Source organism: bacterium (assembly GCA_020444325.1).
Taxonomy (GTDB): Bacteria; Bacteroidota; Ignavibacteria; order SZUA-365; family SZUA-365; genus BM516.
The window spans coordinates 1-16,744 of the sequence record JAHLLD010000005.1 but is presented as its reverse complement, the minus strand read 5'-3'; the positions used below and the strand labels follow the sequence as shown (position 1 = coordinate 16,744).

Below are 16,744 nucleotides of genomic sequence, written 5' to 3'. Positions count from 1 at the left end.
TCCGCGTGAACTGTCCGGCAGGCGTGTGCGGAACGCAGAACCGGTCAGCGAAACTTCACTTCGGCTGACGCATCTTCATGATAGTGGATGGAGTGACCCGGTACCCATTCTCCGTTCTTGAGATACTCGCTCGTCCCGAGCATGGATCCATCCTCCTGCAGCACACTTCGGCTGCGCACCTCCGTGATGCCATTCTGATTACCCGTGACCTTTTCATGCGCGGTATAACCATCTTCATTGGCCACGATCGTGCCATGCGTCATGAAACCGGCAGTGGTGAAGTAATAAAACTGCAGTTCCTCTTTCTCACGATTCCAGTACAGCATGGTTTCGCCCCCGTATTCTCCGTCGTTGACCGAGTGGAGAATGCGGATGGCTTTTCCGTTGAGCGCGCGCTCCCAGCGTGAGACATCCCATGCTTCCTTTTCCGCTCCATCTTCACTGAGTTTCCCCTTCCAGGTTTTTCCAACCATGGGTTCGAACACGCGCAGTTCCTTGTCCAGTTCCTGCGCCTGCAGAGAGGCCACGCAGATAAATGCGAGCAGTAACGTAATGCCGGGTTTCATGTATTTCATAGACACCTCTTCGATAGATTGATCTGCCATGAAAGCATCAGCGGCTGGACTCGATCTCACTCACGATGCGATCGGCCTTATACACATGCCGGAGGCTTTCCAGGATTCCAGCTGAATGCACTGAGATGGTGCGATTCCCTTTATCCGGCGCAAAGATGAATTCACCGGGCAGGGATTCAATATTTCCGTCGAATGCGAGTCCGACGATCTCTCGATTGACGTTGATGACAGGACTCCCGGAATTCCCTCCGATGATATCACAGGTGGACACAAAGTTCATCGGCGTGTCCGCGTCGAAATCCCCGGGTACGTTTTTCCACTTTGGCGGAAGATCGAAAGCGTTGCCATTCATCATGGCATCCCATGCCAGATCCGACTGCGCGAAAGAAATGTTGCGGTCGAACATCCCGTGGAAGGTTGTGATCGGGGGAGCGATGGTACCGTTGTATACATAACCCCTGACCACACCGTCGGAGATGCGAAGGGTGAACGTGGCATCGGGCGGCACATGGTCGCCGTACACTGCGTAAAGGGCGCGTCCCATGTCGCCGCGCAGTTCCTCGAGACGCGTTGCCAGCGGCGCACTCGTCGCGGCCGCAGTCTTTGCACGGCGAAGCATCTCTGCGGCAAGCGGGAGAAACGGGTCGGAACTGAAGGCCTGTTCATCCTCAAGCAGCGCTGCAACCGCTGCGCTGTCGTCAAGCACGCTCGCTTCAAGGAGACGGTCTGCCGCCTGCTCCGGCGTCAATCCACCGAGTACTTCGCTCATCAGGGGATCGGTTTCGTCGAGCGTATGCTGCATGAGCGCGAGCTGACGCTGCAACGTCATGCGCTCTATCTGCGCAACGGTTTCCAGGGGCTGTGCCAGTTTACGGCGAATAAGTGTCGCGGAGTTGCCGCGGTACATTTCCTGGCGCTCCTCCTCGGGCAGCTTCATCTGTTCGAGATACATCACAAGCTGTGCTGCACGTGCGACGTGCGCGCTTACGCCAAGTCCGTTCGTGCGCATCGCAAGCAGGTCGCGTCCGACAGTGCGACGCTTCGCGGTGTTGTCAGCAATCTCTGTCCAGAGGTCGCCGAACTCATCCGCCATGGCGGCATCCTTCATGACAGCCGCCCGGAAACGCGTATCGAAATCCCGGCGCCGCTGAATCAGCTCATCATCCTGCAGTCCCAACAGACGGCCGTAATACGCCTCCTGTCCATTGACCACACCGAAAAATTCATCGAAATATCCGGCGGCATCTTCCGGATGCGCTTTGATCCACTGCTCGAGGATCTCCTTGCGATCGGTCAGCAGCTGCACGAGGTAGGGCACGCGAATATCGCGCTCGAATGTCAGCATATCCGCGGTGACGAGGCGGCCTGTACGTCCCGGATTCCCGACGACGAAAATGGGGTCACCCGGTGCCGCACCTTCCCTGCTCCAGCGAAAATAATGTTTGGGTTTGAGCGGCTTGCCGTTCTCGTAGACACGAAACAGGTCACAGTCGAAGCTATAGCGGGGGTAGGACCAGAAATCGTAGATCCCGCCGAAGAAGGCGAAGGAAAGTTCGCTTGAAAACACCAGGCGCACATCGTCGTAGCGGCGATAGCGATACGCGGAGTAACGCGCTCCGCTGTAAAACGTGACCACCTGGCAATACATGTCATCGCCTTTGAGCCGTTCCTCGATTTCGCCGATTTTACTGTCGCGCAGCTGAAAAGCCTGTTCCGCGCTTTCCCCGGCGGCCATCGCGCCGGCGACTTCCTCCGTGACATCGATGATTTCCACGAGCTGGTCGACATACAGTCCGTCAACCCGGCGTTCATCCTCCTGACGCGCAGCATAGAAACCGTCTTTGCGCAAATCCTCTCCCGGTTTCGAGACGGAAATTACCGCATCGATGCCGCAGTGATAGTTTGTCATCACGAGTCCGCTGTTACTGACGAAGGATGCGGAACAATGGTTCGCAAATCGCAGGGCGGACATGCGGACATCCTCAAACCAGGATGCCTCGGGCGTAAAGCCATAGGTCTGGGTGAAATATTCGACAGGTGGACGATCAAACGTCCACATCGTTCCGTTTTCCAGAACGAACTCGGATTGTTCCTGGGCAAGGAGTTGGGAAGTGAATGCAAGAATGAAAATCAGGGGAAGGATGCAGCGGCGCAGCGACATGGATGGTATCCGTCGATTGTGAAACGACAAGGTGTGGAACAAAGAAAATACGCAATGCCCGGGCGAAATGTCAGTCCTGAAGCAGGCCTTTCTTGCGACGCACGAAACGCCAGCTTCTAGCGTCCCTCCCATTCACCCCGGATATCCGGGCTGTGAGTCCGCCCCTGCCGTGCCGTTCGTATTCAATGCGCACGGGATAATCATGTGCGTGATTTTCAAAGCGGACGAAAGTAGGACTGCACTCGACCAGCAGAAATTCCGTCGTCTTGCCCCCCATTGGCGCGGCGATATAGAAAACGCTGTCAGCGCGCTGTTCAATACGCAGATACTCGAAAAAACTGCGGGATCCCTTCACATCCCTGTGCATTCCGAGCATCATGCCCCCCGCAGCCGATGTCCAGTGTTCCTCCGTCTCAGCCTTCCCCTCCAGCTCCCAGCTCCCTGCCATCCACTGCAATGCATCGATCTCGCATTGCGCCCGGGCATGACTGAAGAGAAACAGAAGCAGCGGGATGCCAAGAGCAACCCGCTGCAGTATCACAATGCGGAACGCGAGCATCGAAATCAGTGCTTACGGTAATACTTCATGGCTTCCGGCAGCGCCTTCTGGATATCCCTGATACGCGTCTCGTCGGAAGGATGCGTGCTGAGAAATTCCGGCGGAGCAGAACCGTTTTTCATCGCCGCCATGCGCTGCCAGAATCCGACGGCCTCATTCGGGTTATATCCCGCCATGGCCATGAAAATCAGTCCCAGCTCATCTGCTTCGCTCTCCTGCAGACGACTGAACGGCAGCAGAACCCCGACCTGGGCGCCGACGCCGAACGCCGTCATCCAGAGTGCGCGCGTCTGCTCCGGTTTCTCCGAGAGCGCTTCAGACAGGGCCATGCCGCCAAGCTGTGTCAGCAAACCCTGGCTCATGCGTTCATTTCCATGCTCGGCGATGGCGTGGGCAATTTCATGTCCCATCACCACTGCCAGTCCAGTTTCGTCCCTCGTGATGGGAAGAATGCCTGTGTAGACGACGACTTTTCCGCCGGGCATACACCAGGCATTGACTTCCGGACTCTCGACGAGGTTGAATTCCCACTTGTACCCGGAAAGTTCATCCGACATTCCTTTCTGCGCGAAATAGCGTTCTACGGCGTTCTTGATTCCAGTCCCGACCCGCCGTACCATCTGCACTTTGCTCATGTCACCGCTCTGGCGGTGCGACTGCATGAATTCGCCGTATTGCGACGCGCTCATGGACAGCATGGTAGAGGAGGGGATCAGGTTGAGCTGCCGGCGTCCGGTTACCGGAACGGTACCGCAGGCGGACAGGAAGAATACCGAGACAAGGAGAAGGCTGACGGGTATCAGCAAACGTGTGCGAATCATGGGAAGGCTCCCTTCAGGTGAAAATGTATATACTCATTCAACCGCGATGCAGGCATTCAGGTTTCCATGCTGGCATCTATTTCTTTTCGAGCATGTCTTTGAGCCTGGTCAGGCGCGCGCGCCATTCTGCTTTCGCCATCTCCGCTGCCTCCGCATCCGGCAAACGGCCATGATTGACCGTCACCTGACTTTTCTGCTCACCCTTCGCATAACACATGACATCGAGCGAAGAACTGCCGTCTGTCCACGTAATGCGAAGGCTGCTGTTTTCCGTTTTTTTACGAATGGTAATGGTCTCAGGCAGCCAACGTTTCCGTGTCCTGCCATCCGCCCAGGCACCATAGACCTTCGCGACGGGTACTGCAATGGTTTTGCTGACCCCGATCTGAAATCCGTCCGTTTTCTCATGCTTTTCCCGCATGCCCCGTGCCTGCTCATAACTGACGGTGACCATTTGCTGCCACCATCCGTTCAGTCCGCCCTCTTCGCGCAGCAAAGCAACGATTTCCTTATGCGAACACAGCTGCGCACCGGCGGCGTCGAGTATGGCGAACCACTGCTTCCAGGACTTTCCCGTGCTTTTCAGAACAGCGTCGTCGCTGATCGTGGGCGATATTCCACGCTTGTTTTTCATCTGCAACAGGTCTTGTGAGGGACAGGACAAAGTACAATGCGGTGCGGGAAAATGCCAACCTGTGGCCGTCCGCGTGCGCAGGCGCTCGTTCAGCTTACGGCGTGCTGCCGGTGGTACAATCCGCATCCATTTCCTGCATGGCTTCGCGTACGGCATCATGCAGCACAGAGCGAAAGCGGGGGAGCTTCTTGTTACTGCGTGTGGGATAGACGCGGTTGGTGAGGAAAATGACTGCCATGTTGGCAACCGGATCGACCCAGATCGAGGTTCCGGTAAAACCCGTGTGCCCGTACGACTTCATGGAAAAATAGTGGCCGGAAGATGAACCCGACACGGATCGGGTATCCCACCCCAGTGCTCGCGTGCTCGCGGTCGACTGTCTGGTCGTAAACTGCCGCACAGTGGCTTCGTCAAAATAGCGCACGCCATCGAACGATCCACCGTTCATGAGCATACGTACGTAGCGGGAGAGATCCCCGGCATTGGAGAACACGCCCGCATGTCCCGCCACGCCCCCGAGCAATGCCGCGTTCTCGTCATGCACTTCCCCCTGTACGAGACGCTTCCGCCAGTAATCATCCACCTCGGTCGGGGCGCATTGCGCACGAAGGGAATCAGGGGGAAGAAACATGGTGTGCTGCATCCCGAGGGGCTGCCAGAACTGCTCCCGCACATAGCGATCAAGTGAAGAACCGGTGATACGTTCGATGACTTTGCCGAGGGTGATCATACCGAGATCACTGTACACCGTGCGGCTGCCCGTTGCATACACGGGCGCAGCCTGCATGATGCTGTCCAGCACCACTTCCCCTGACGACGTATGCTGATAGAACAACCTGTACGCCTCGAGTCCGCTGTTGTGCAGAAGCAGATTGCGAATGGTGATATGTTCCTTCCCATGTGCGCCGAATTCGGGAAGATAATACGCTACACAGCTGTCGAGTGCGAGACGTCCTTCATCAACCAGCCGCATGACGGCCGCGCTCGTCGCCACAACTTTCGTAAGGGAGGCGAGATCGTACAGCGTCTCCGATGTGACGGGTGGGGAAGCGCTGTCATACGTCAGTGCGCCGTAATTACGGGAATACAGCACCCGGCTGCCACAGATCACCGCAAGCTGCGCACCCGGAAACGCATGTTCCGCAATTTTATCGCGCACAAGTGCATCCACGCCCGCAAATGCAGCATCCGTGCTTGCACGCGCGGGAACGACGTCCATATGGAGTCCGCTGCCAAGCGCAAAGCGCGCCGGGATATGCACGGGCAGTTGTCCGGTCGCTTCGATCTCTCCGCTCAGCGCTTTCACGGCAGCGCGGACCGAAGGCGCGTCATCACCATACAGGAGCAACTGTGCCGGAAAGACGTCGGACATGGCGACGATATACGGAGAACCAAAGGCGAGAAGCACCGCAGGTTTTTGGCGCAATGCTTCCTTCTGCAGCAGTTCCTGCTGCTCATCGGAGTACCCGATACTCCCGCTGCCTTCGGCGACGGTAATGTAGGAAGAGACCAGCAGCAGATCCATCTGTGAAAGGGAATCGCGCATCCAGGTGGCGGCTTCCTTTGCCTTGCGATTGGGCAGAAGGACACTGCTCACCATGGCGCCGCGTGCCTCGAGTTCCCTTCGCAGCACAGCCGCTGCCGCTGGTTCACTGCGCCGCACGACGCTGATGACGCCGATATGTTTGCCCGCAAGTGACTGGGGCAGGAGTCCGTCATCGTTGCGTAGCAGCGTGGCAGCGCGTTCAGCGATGCGTTCCGCAAGACGCCTGTTGCGCGCGCGGCGTTCGAGACGTGTACGAGTGGAATCGACAGGCATGCGGTGCTTCTGCGCCCATTGCTTGAAGCCCAGCACGCGGCGCACCGAACGCATGACGAGCATGCTGTCGAGTTCACCTCGAGCCATTGCGGCACCAATCGAGTCAATGCTCTCGTCAATGTCGCCGGGAATGAGAAGCACATCCGCGCCTGCGCGCAGTGCCGCGGCGGGAAGATTCGGGATACCGGTTCGCGTCAGCGCTTTCATGTTCATCGCGTCGGTCACGACGAGCCCGCGAAACTGCATTGTCGTTCGCAGCAGTGAGTCGAGCACGATACGCGACAGCGTCGCAGGCAGTGTGCTGTCGCCGGTCACCGCGGGCACAGCGATATGCGCCGTCATCACACCGAGCACGCCGGCATGCACGAGGCGACGGAACGGGAACAGCTCAAGGCTGTCGAGCCGCTCGCGCGCAGCTCCGGTGAGCGGCAATCCGGTATGCGAATCGGTATCCGTGTCTCCATGACCCGGGAAATGTTTGGCGGTAGCGATAAGTCCGCCGTCCTGCATGCCACGCATATAGGCCTCCGCCATATCGGCCACCAGCTCGCGGTCACCACCAAAAGAGCGGATGTTGATCACAGGATTCGCGGGATTGCTGTTGATATCGGCGACGGGCGCATAATTCATCTGGAAACCGAGATCCAGCGCCTCTTCGGCAACAGCCTTGCCTGCGCGGTATGCGAGATCAGGACTGCGCGTGGCACCGAGTCCCATCATCGAAGGAAACTCCAGCGCACCTTTGAGCCGCATTCCCGGACCATTTTCGAAATCGGCGGAGATCAGCAGTGGTACCGCACTCCACTGCTGCAGGGAATCCACGAGCGCGCGTGCGTCCTCCGCGGTGCCTCGTGAAAGAAGCACACCGCCTACCCCCTGATCACGCACCGCATGCCTGAGCGTACGCAGCGTTTTTTCTTCAAGATTGGTAAAGGAAAATGGGACGAGGAGCTGGGCAATTCGTTCACGGGGAGTGAGCCGCGCCAGCGTCTGATCGATCCACGCTGAGCGCGAGACGGGATAGCCACGCACGGGAATGTCCTGAAGCAGGCTGTCCGGCGGTACCGCGATATGCTGCTCGACCGTGACTGAATCCGGCGGTGCGGGAACAGTACCCGGAGATGTGGCCTTCTGCGGCGCTTTCGACAGCAGCGAACATCCTGTGGCGAACAGGAAGAGAAGCGCGAGAATATGGAGTCGACGGAACATCAGGCGACGTCGTGTCTCATGTTGTGCAGCGTTCTCAGTCAAGAATTACGAAACAGGACGAAACCTGACGGCTCGGCGTCGTGAGTCGGAACACGTATGTCCCTGCCGGCAGATTCTGTAGTGGCACGCGCAATGTTGTTTCCCGCGGAGCGGGTGGAAGCGCCGGCGAGGCAAGAAACCGTCGTCCCAGCAGATCATAGATTTCCCACTGGAAATATTCCCTGCTGGTCAGTGTCGCGTGCAGCACGCGCGCACCGTTCAGAGAGAGCGGATTCGGATACAGCGCCTTCAGCGCAAGCGCGCCTGCCACCGGCGGAGAATCCGCGGAGGTGGACGTCACGCGTGGGACAAAGATTTCCTGCGCGATGCTATCCACCAGGCCCCTGTTGTTCTCCACAAGGATGGACACGCGCAGTACGCGATCATACGTCGCCGGAAACACGAAGAAGGAATCACGCATAACGGGAGAAAAAGCCTGGGGATTAAGCGCGAGCGCAGGATTTCGTGGCTGCGCGGTCAGCATGTCGGCACCTTCTCCTTCCACACGCACCAGGACGTTGGAGAAGAGCGATGAGAACCATGCGGCATTCTCAACCTTGAAATCGATGACAACCGGATTGTCTTCGTATCCCTGTCCATCCGCCCGCGAAACCAGGCGATCCGGTATATGCACATCCTGAAGATCGAAGGAGAACAGCTCTCCGGGAATGAAGATGTCGTCCTGCACAGGCAGTGCATCTCCGCCGCTGTGAAATACGGTGAAACGGATGACCACCTTCCCGCTGGAGGCATGGGGAGCCGCGTGAAAGTGCCATTCCACTTCCTCTGATGCGCCGGGCGCGATGACAACAGGCGTCGCCTGCACCCTGCCTTCGATCACACTGAGCAGCGGATCGGTGATGGAGACGGCGATGGAATCGAGCTGCAGATCCGCGGTGCCGTTGTTGGCCACGCGTACTGTTTTCAGGAACGGATCGGGACGATAAATGCTGGAAGCGTCTTTCAGCAGCTGCGCGTTGCCAAGGACAGTGACATCGAGTCCTGGCCGCAGGGCGGCAAAGAAGACCGTGGCAGTGGAGACGTCACTCTTCGATCCACCGTGGTGGATGGTGAATTCCAGCGTCGCCGTCTTTTCCACCTCATGCGCATCCGCCCGCAGAGTGAAGGGGATTGCCAGGCTGCTGTCCGGTGGCAGGACGGCCCCCGCATTCCACAGCGTAGGTGAGACGGCATGCAGAAGCGCATCATCCCATTCGAGCCGCACGCTGTCGAGCTGCAGATCGGCGGTACCGCCGTTGTGCACGTGCAGCGTGCGCGTGAATGGATTGGGGGTGTACAAGCTGTCGGGGTCATACGCGAGTGTATCGGGACCGCGCACTTCCGTTTCCAGCACAGGGAACAGTGCCGGTATTTCCACAATATGCTGCAGGGCCTCGGCATACTCGCTGCTCGCATACGCGGTCACGTGCATCGGGATGCGCCGCAGCGTGTCGCGAACATACGCCGAGAAATCCCAGCGCGTGAGCAGACTGTCGCCGGGAACAAGGTCGAAGCCGATATCCCTGCGCAGCGGCTGCGGCGTACTCACACCGTCCATCGGATAGCGCAGGATGAGGGAATCGACACGCACCTTCACATAGCCCCTGTTGTAAAGAATGTACTCCTGTGAAAAGGGATTCGGGGTGTATGTACCGCCAGGCTGATACTGCAATGCATCGGGACCACGGCGCCGCAGTTCGAGCACAGGCTGCAGACCGGGAATGCGCACACTGCCGCTCGCTCGCGCGGTATCTCCGCGATCGCTGACGGCGAGCAGGTGCACGCCCACTACCCTGTCTTTCAGTGCGGGTTCAACGATGAAGGTATCCCTCGCAGCAGGACTGCTGCCTCCCGGCAGAAGGAAATCCGCATGCTGCTGCTCCTTCCATGGCGCGGAAACGATGCCCGTGCCCTGCGTCTGCAGTTTGCTGTACACGAAGCGCGTGTTGTACCAGGCATCATTTCGCACGCGAAAGCGCACTGGTATTTCATCGGACAGCAGCTGCGTTCCGTCAGGTGACCGCGGCAGCGAATCGGGCAGCTGCAGTTCCTCCACGGAAAGAGCATACGGTTTCCCGGGAATCTGCACCGAACGCTGTCCACGATGCGTATACCCTTCATCGTCCGTCACATCAACATGCACATCAAGCTCACGCGGAGCAGAACGGCGCTCCACATCGACGTCCCATGTAAACTCGAGATAGCTGTTCGGGGCAAGCGCTGGAAGAAGGCGCGAGAATGGGTCGGTGCACGACCAGCCTTCCCCCGCAATATCGAGAAGTGCGCTTCCGAGCAGCGTCCACTGCTCACTCGGATTGGTCAGGCGCAGAATGAGCGGGTATGGCAGAGGATGATAAATGGACGCCGTGTCGTATTGCAGACTGCCCGGTCCATGCCAGCTGATGGTGACGGTCGGGTTCATGCCCGGTACCTGAATACCGCTGCTGTCGAGCGACTGCAGCCAGCCACCGGCGAGATCTTTCCCCCGCGCACGAATCACAAACGTATCATTGCGCACACTGCGGGTTGCTGCCGTGTATCGCACACTCCAGTGTTCATAAAGCTTCTGTCCCCCCTGCGCTTCGGGTTCAAGTGGCTGCGCCAGGCGCATGGGATTATCCTGTGACGGCGGATCCAGCTCGTATCCCGGCGGCAGCAGCAATTCGACCGAGACACTGTCTGCTGCGGTACCGCCGGCATTGGAAAAGCGGTAATACACATCGAAAGGGTTTCCGTCGTATCCCAGCGAATCGACGCGGACGCTGAGCGCGGGAATGCCCGATGCTGTGAGACGGAGATCAGGAGGAGCAATTGCAGGCACCGTGAACAATTCGGAAGTCACCGCGCTGTCGTTCGGTGACGATTTCAGCCACACGAACACCCTGTAGTTCTCGGGTGAGAATGCGGGAGGATAGACAATCTTCCAGGCCACTTTCGCGGAATCCCCGGCAGCGACAATATCCGGGACCGGCGCCTTGATACTCGCATCCTGCTCGGACGTATCGAGGGAGAGTCCCGGCGTGAGCACAACACGCGCACTCAGCTGCTGTGACGCACTTTGCCCTGTATTGTAAATCGTCGCCGTTACTTCCAGAGGCAGCGGCGTGTAGGCCTGGGTATTCGGATCGACGCTGATATCAGGGATATCAATGGAAACACTCAGTACAGGCTGTGCGGACAATGACATCGCGCACAGCAACATGCCGGTAAGAAAAGACAGCAGGAATGATCTCATGGTGACTGCAGAAGATGGTGGAGACAGGGATTCAAGCTGTACTTCAATTGTACAACACAAATTACCTATATTCAACAGGTAACGGACGGGAAAGCTGTCCGAAAACAAAAAGATCTGCTATGACACGGAGGAAATCGGCATGCCCATTATCATGGCACACATCCTTGAGGGAAGAGACGACGAGCTGAAACGCCTGCTCATTCGCAATCTCACCGACACCGTGGTCGAAACCCTGAAGGTCCCGAAAGAATCGGTTCGGGTGATTCTTCAGGAAATGGGAAAGGAAGAGTATGGTATCGGCGGGAAGACGGCCAAAGAACTGGGCCGCTGATCAGGAAATCCTTCGTGACAGCATCGAGCCAGGTGCCTGCGCCGCGGCAAAAGACAGCGGCTGCTTGCAGAATATGCAGAAAGCGGGTATGCGCATGGAAACGCGTACCCGCTTTCTGCATATTTTCGCCCGTTGAAGCCGCGTATCAGGGCAGAGTCGTGTTCAGCACCTTTTCTGTCTGTTCATCACGGAACTTCTGCAGCTGCTCACGCAGATCCGCATCCTTCCTGGCCAGGATGGCAACGGCAAGCAGTGCGGCATTGATGGCGCCAGCCTTCCCGATGGCCAGTGTGCCGACGGGAATGCCTGCAGGCATCTGGACGGTGGAAAGCAGGGAATCGATGCCGTCGAGAGCGCTTTTCATGGGAACGCCAAGAACCGGCAGCAGCGTGTGCGCGGCGACGACGCCCGCAAGATGTGCTGCACCACCGGCTGCGGCGATGATCACTTCCGTTCCATTTCCCTCCGCTGCGGAAACCAGCTCCATCACTGCGCCGGGTGTGCGATGCGCCGAAAGGGCGCGACAGAGATGCGGTACGTTGAATTTTGAAAGCGTTTCGTCAGCGTGCTGCATGATGTCCCAGTCAGATTTGCTGCCCATGAGAACGATGACTTTCGGTTGCTGGTCAGACATGAGGGTAACCTCCGAGATGAGTGTGCGATATTCCTTGAAAAAAGAATAACGCCGGAAAACGGCTAAATCGTTCTCCGAAAACCAATTTTCGACAAAAAAAAGCGCCCGCGACAAGCAGGCACGTATACAGGCAAAGCCGAAACGCCACCTCCCTACACTGTCGCGGGCCCTCCTTTCCCTTTTCCCCCTCGGTGACTCCCTCACCAGCTTCTTCCCTCTCCCGCGTTGACCGCTCCCGCCTGTCCCCTCCCTTTCCTCATCATATATTACCGACGGAATGCCCGGGGTGGACAAAATTAATTCAACTTTTTTCAAAAAAAATGGGCTCCCCGATGTGGGGAGCCCTCTAAGGCTAAAGAAAATAATTGCTTATTTCAGGAGAAGCATGGGACGCGTGCGTACATTTTTCTCGCTGCGGAGCTGATAATAATACGTTCCGCTGCGCAGTTCCGAGGCATCGAGCCGAATCGTGTAACTTCCGGCGAGATAATGTCCCGAACCGAGGTCCATCACCAGGCGACCGGTGGCGTCATACAGACTGAGCGTGAGGTCGGAGGGACGCGGGACGTCAATCCTGATGGTCGTGGTGGGATTAAATGGATTCGGATAGTTCTGATAAAGCTTGAGCGAGCCCGGAAGCACGCCGTCATTGCGCTCTACCGAAAGCGTGCGGTCGCATTTGACCGTCAGCGTATCCTCACAGAGCACGAGTCCGTTCGACACCGTCTGCCAGAGTACCGTGAAATCACCGTTGTCAATGGCATTGTTGTCGAAGCATACGAGGAGTCCTTCTAGAATTTCACCCGGAAGAACGCTTCCCGAAGGATTGCGCCAGATTATACGGTTGCCCGAGATCGTATGCGTCCAGTCTTCGGCGTCTTCCACGGTCGAAGCGAAGAAGGTCACATCCGGGGTGAGAATCTCAAGATTGAAACCATTGATGCTGCTCTGTGGAAGATGTTCGTTCTCGACGCGGAATTCAAAGCAGCAGGGACGCTCGGCATTGGAAACCGGGTCGACGACATCGCAGGACACAACCTGGGGTTCGCAGGAAACGCTGCCGGTATCGCAGGAGACGGCACTGCCGTCGTACTCCGTACACCAGGTAAAAGGAATGCGCGTCTCATCCCAGGTGGGCAGCAGATGCAGCACAAAGCCGGAAGCCTCTTCGCCGAAGTCGATTCCCCCTGTTGTAGCCATGAAACGCACCTGTGCTTCGGAGAGCGTATCAATGGTCCAGCCTCCAGGCGCTTCCGCGTTGAGCAGCAGTGTTGCGGGATCTTCAAGTGTGACGGTAAACGCGTCGATACGCGATTGCGGGATGTGCTGGTTGGTGACCGAGAAATCATAGCTGCAGTAATCCTGCGCGGATGCAAACACCACGCTGTCGCCGCGTGCATCCGGAGGAGTGCAGCGCACGCTGTCCACGCCGCAGCACAGCACGGAATCTTTCCATCCCGTGCACCATTCGAACTGCACGGCACTCGCATTGGCGGGCTGAGTCACGTGAACCTGGAAACCGCTGACCATGCCGTCTGCCGGTACGATGGCAGTTGAAGTGGCGAACTGAATTTCGGTTGCTGTGCTGTCGACGATAAACCATTCAAAAGGAACGGCGGTTGAAACGAGTTTCGCGCCAGGCGTCTGAAGACGCAGGGTGAAATCGCTGATCGAGGTCGCGGGTTGATGCAGGTTGACCAGGCCCAGCTCATAGCTGCAGGCCGCTTCGTCCGCATCGATGAACAGCGAGTCACAGCGCGTTTCCACCACCGGCGTGCATTGAAGCGTGAGTGTGTCACAGGTGATTTCCGTCGAACCGCTCAGCGTGCAGCGTGAAATCTGAAAACTGCCGGACGACGGCGGCGTGAACAGCACGCGGAAGCCGATGGCGGAATCACCGGATGCCAGTGGCGCGTCATTCTTTTTGAACTGCACAGTCGTGGATGTGCGTGAATCGTGTTTCCAGCCGGTAATACTGAAGGTGGAATCAATGCGGGCACCCGTGGTGAGGACGCTGATCCTGTACCCATCTATTGTCGAACGCGGGACATGGGTGTTGCGGAAGCCGAACAGGTGGCGGCAATCCCCGAGGTCCGTGTGCAGGAAATCATCCGGCGCATCTTCCTCATGCGGCTGACAGAACGTGGTCGCCAGTCCTTCGCAGCGAATCAACTGTCCCGAGAGCGTGCGCCAGAGCAGGCGTGCGGGACCCGGTTGTCCGTCCGTGCGCTTGACGCAGACGCGAAAACCACCGAGATCCTGACCGGGATTCAGCGAATCGTTCTGCGCCACGAAACTGACGCGTCCCGCAGACTGCGTGCTGACGTCCCACGGACCACTTGCGCTTCCGACGAATTCAATTCCTGCATCAAAAGGCAGCAGCGTGAGTCCGTCAATCGCGCGCTGCGGGGTCCGGCGATTCTGAATGGTAATGTCGTAGCAGCAGCTGCCGACAGGCTGTCCCGGCTGGGAAACCGGTACGACCAGAATACTGTCACAGAACGACTGCAGGGGTTCGCATTCGAGTTCCACGGTGTCACTGCTGGCAAGCTGTCCCGCGAGCTCGGTTTCCCACACAACGCGAAACTGCTGTCCTACGCCGAGAATACGCTCGAAACACAGCGTAAAACCCTCGAGCATGTTGCCAACCTCGAGATCGATCCCGCCTGATTCGAATTCCACAGCCACTGGTCCCTCATCACCGACCTGCCAGGGACCCGTGGATCCGGAGAGAATGGACACACCCGGAGTGATGGAGCGTACGCGGATTTTATCAATAGGGGACTCCGGTTCATGCGTGTTCACGATCATAAAATCGAAACAGCAGCCGGCAGGATCCTTGTCGATGAACGTGACGTCATCTTTCTGCTGGGCGTAAAGTGGCGAAACAGTCAGGAACAGGAGAAAAAGCAGCAATCGTTTCATGTCGGTATCTGCGTGTGGTGGTAGGAAACGCGGACGGTCGCAGTCTGCAAAACCTACTGAATTGTGCGTTTCCAGACAATGACAGCTGTGATCCCCATCCTCCCCGGCACGGAGATGCACCGATGACTGCACGTCACTTCACCTTGCATCGGGAGCAAAAGCCCTCGTACTTTTGTTTTTCGAATACCGTATATCAGAATGAGCATTTCCATGCGCCAATTCCGAATCACCATCCTCCTGATCGCGGGGGCAGTGCTGCTCTCCGCCTGCTCCCTTTCGAAGGACATCTTCAAAATGGAGGATTCCGATGACTATCAAGCATACATAGAAAAATGGGCTCCGTCGGAGGATGCCTTCGTCGCCGTGCAGCGCCTGGCGAAACCGGCGATCGACAGTAAGGACTGGCCCGCAGCCATCGACGTCTTCAAACGCTATCGCTCCCGCTTCCCGGGCATGGAAAAGCGTTTCGACGCCATTATCGGCATTCTTGAACAGCCTTCCTTCGATATCGAAATCAAGAATCTCGGCAGCGGAGTCAATTCCCCCGGTGATGATATCAAACCTTCGATTACCGTCGACGGCACACGACTGTATTTCGCCAGTGACCGTGAAGGCGGCGAGGGCAAACTCGATATCTATGTCTCCGAGTACAAGGATGGCAAATGGCAGCCGGCGGTGAATCTCGGTCCGCGCATCAACACACCGGATCATGAGACAATTAACGGACTCTCCTTCGACGGGACGACTATTCTCCTTTACGGCGGGTTCAAGGGACATGTCGGCAGCGGGGATAATTACTATTTCGAAAAGACAAAAGACGGCTGGTCGGAGATCAAGCACTTCCCGCGCATGGTCAACAGCAAGTATTACGACTCCGATGCCTTCCTGACTGCAGATGGCTTCGCCGTACTCTTTACATCCGACCGCGAAGGCGTCGTCGGCGAACGCGTCCCGAAAAACACGCGCTACCATGGCAGCGTCGCAGGCAACACCGACATCTTCGTCGCCGTGCGCCAGGGCGTGTACTGGCAGCCCCCGATCAACCTCGGTCCGACCATCAACACACCCTACGCCGAGCGCTCCGCCTTCCTGCACCCCGATGGAAAGACATTGTATTTCAGCTCTGACGGACACCCCGGACTCGGAAAAATGGATGTCTTCAAATCCGTCCGGACCAACACGCGCACATGGACTGAGTGGAGCGAACCGATCAATCTCGGGAAGGACGTCAACGGCAGCGACGACGACTGGGGCTACCGAGTTACCCCGGACGGCAAGTACGCGTTCTTCTCAACCTCCAATCAGGCCGACGGCCTGGGCGAAAACGACATCTACCAGATTACGCTGCCGAAAGCCGTGCGTCCGCAGGAATCCGTCGCTGTCGTGACCGGTGATGCTGTGGACCAGGACGGCAATCCCCTTCCTGATGCAAACATCATCGCCCAGGATCTCAAAACCGGTGACATCATCGCCAGCGCCAAACCCGATCCCGAAACCGGGAAGTACGTACTCACGCTCCCGGAAGGCACCGATGAAAAAGACATCGGCATTTTCGCCGAGCAACAGGGCTACTATCCTGACGCCACCACCATCAAGACAGGCGACGACAACACCTTCGCCGATGCCGGACTGACCAACAACGGCAATGACGGTGGGAATGGGAACGGCAACGGGGGCGACGGCTCCGGCAACGGAAACAACAATAACGGCGGGAATGGGAATAATAACGGGGGTGACGGCTCCGGCAACGGAAACAACAATAACGGCGGGAATGGAAACGGCAACGGGGGCGACGGCTCCGG

11 protein-coding genes are annotated in these 16,744 nt (G+C 57.6%); 2 read left to right on the top strand and 9 right to left on the bottom strand.

From position 1 onward, the window contains the following. Window positions 1-44: 44 nt before the first annotated feature. From KQI65_08180 to KQI65_08150, 7 genes are all read right to left on the bottom strand, one after another. Window positions 45-566 (bottom strand): hypothetical protein, encoded by a 522-nt coding sequence (locus KQI65_08180; protein ID MCB2204712.1) that lies wholly within the window; start codon window positions 564-566, stop codon window positions 45-47. Window positions 567-612: 46 nt separating this feature from the next. Continuing rightward, window positions 613-2,736, bottom strand: a complete 2,124-nt coding sequence (locus KQI65_08175; GenBank protein ID MCB2204711.1) for a S46 family peptidase — start codon at window positions 2,734-2,736, stop codon at window positions 613-615. 70 nt (window positions 2,737-2,806) lie between these two features. After that, window positions 2,807-3,295, bottom strand: a complete 489-nt coding sequence (locus tag KQI65_08170) for a hypothetical protein (protein ID MCB2204710.1) — start codon at window positions 3,293-3,295, stop codon at window positions 2,807-2,809. A 5-nt stretch (window positions 3,296-3,300) separates the two neighbouring features. Beyond that, the gene (locus KQI65_08165; protein MCB2204709.1) at window positions 3,301-4,116 is read right to left on the bottom strand and encodes a M48 family metallopeptidase; all 816 of its coding nucleotides are present in this window, start codon (window positions 4,114-4,116) and stop codon (window positions 3,301-3,303) included. A 76-nt stretch (window positions 4,117-4,192) separates the two neighbouring features. Beyond that, the gene (locus tag KQI65_08160) at window positions 4,193-4,750 is read right to left on the bottom strand and encodes a DUF4287 domain-containing protein (GenBank protein MCB2204708.1); all 558 of its coding nucleotides are present in this window, start codon (window positions 4,748-4,750) and stop codon (window positions 4,193-4,195) included. A gap of 94 nt (window positions 4,751-4,844) precedes the next feature. Further along, window positions 4,845-7,778: a serine hydrolase gene (locus KQI65_08155; GenBank protein MCB2204707.1), complete on the bottom strand. Its 2,934-nt coding sequence runs from the start codon at window positions 7,776-7,778 to the stop codon at window positions 4,845-4,847. A 34-nt stretch (window positions 7,779-7,812) separates the two neighbouring features. Beyond that, complete coding sequence (locus KQI65_08150; GenBank protein MCB2204706.1) at window positions 7,813-11,052, bottom strand: T9SS type A sorting domain-containing protein; 3,240 nt, start codon at window positions 11,050-11,052, stop codon at window positions 7,813-7,815. Between the two features lie 139 nt (window positions 11,053-11,191). On the opposite strand from KQI65_08150, the gene KQI65_08145 reads away from it, so the two are divergent. Then, a complete protein-coding gene (locus KQI65_08145) occupies window positions 11,192-11,383 on the top strand; it encodes a 2-hydroxymuconate tautomerase family protein (protein ID MCB2204705.1) in 192 nt (63 codons plus the stop codon). Window positions 11,384-11,528: 145 nt separating this feature from the next. Here the strand turns inward: KQI65_08145 and purE are convergent, their stop codons facing one another. Together purE and KQI65_08135 are read right to left on the bottom strand one after the other, a co-directional pair. Beyond that, entirely contained in the window at window positions 11,529-12,017 is a 489-nt protein-coding gene (gene purE / locus KQI65_08140; protein ID MCB2204704.1) for a 5-(carboxyamino)imidazole ribonucleotide mutase, read from the bottom strand. A gap of 369 nt (window positions 12,018-12,386) precedes the next feature. Further along, window positions 12,387-14,942: a T9SS type A sorting domain-containing protein gene (locus KQI65_08135; protein MCB2204703.1), complete on the bottom strand. Its 2,556-nt coding sequence runs from the start codon at window positions 14,940-14,942 to the stop codon at window positions 12,387-12,389. Window positions 14,943-15,152: 210 nt separating this feature from the next. On the opposite strand from KQI65_08135, the gene KQI65_08130 reads away from it, so the two are divergent. Next, window positions 15,153-16,744, top strand: a 1,592-nt coding sequence (locus KQI65_08130; protein ID MCB2204702.1) for a hypothetical protein, incomplete at its 3' end; no start/stop codon positions are given.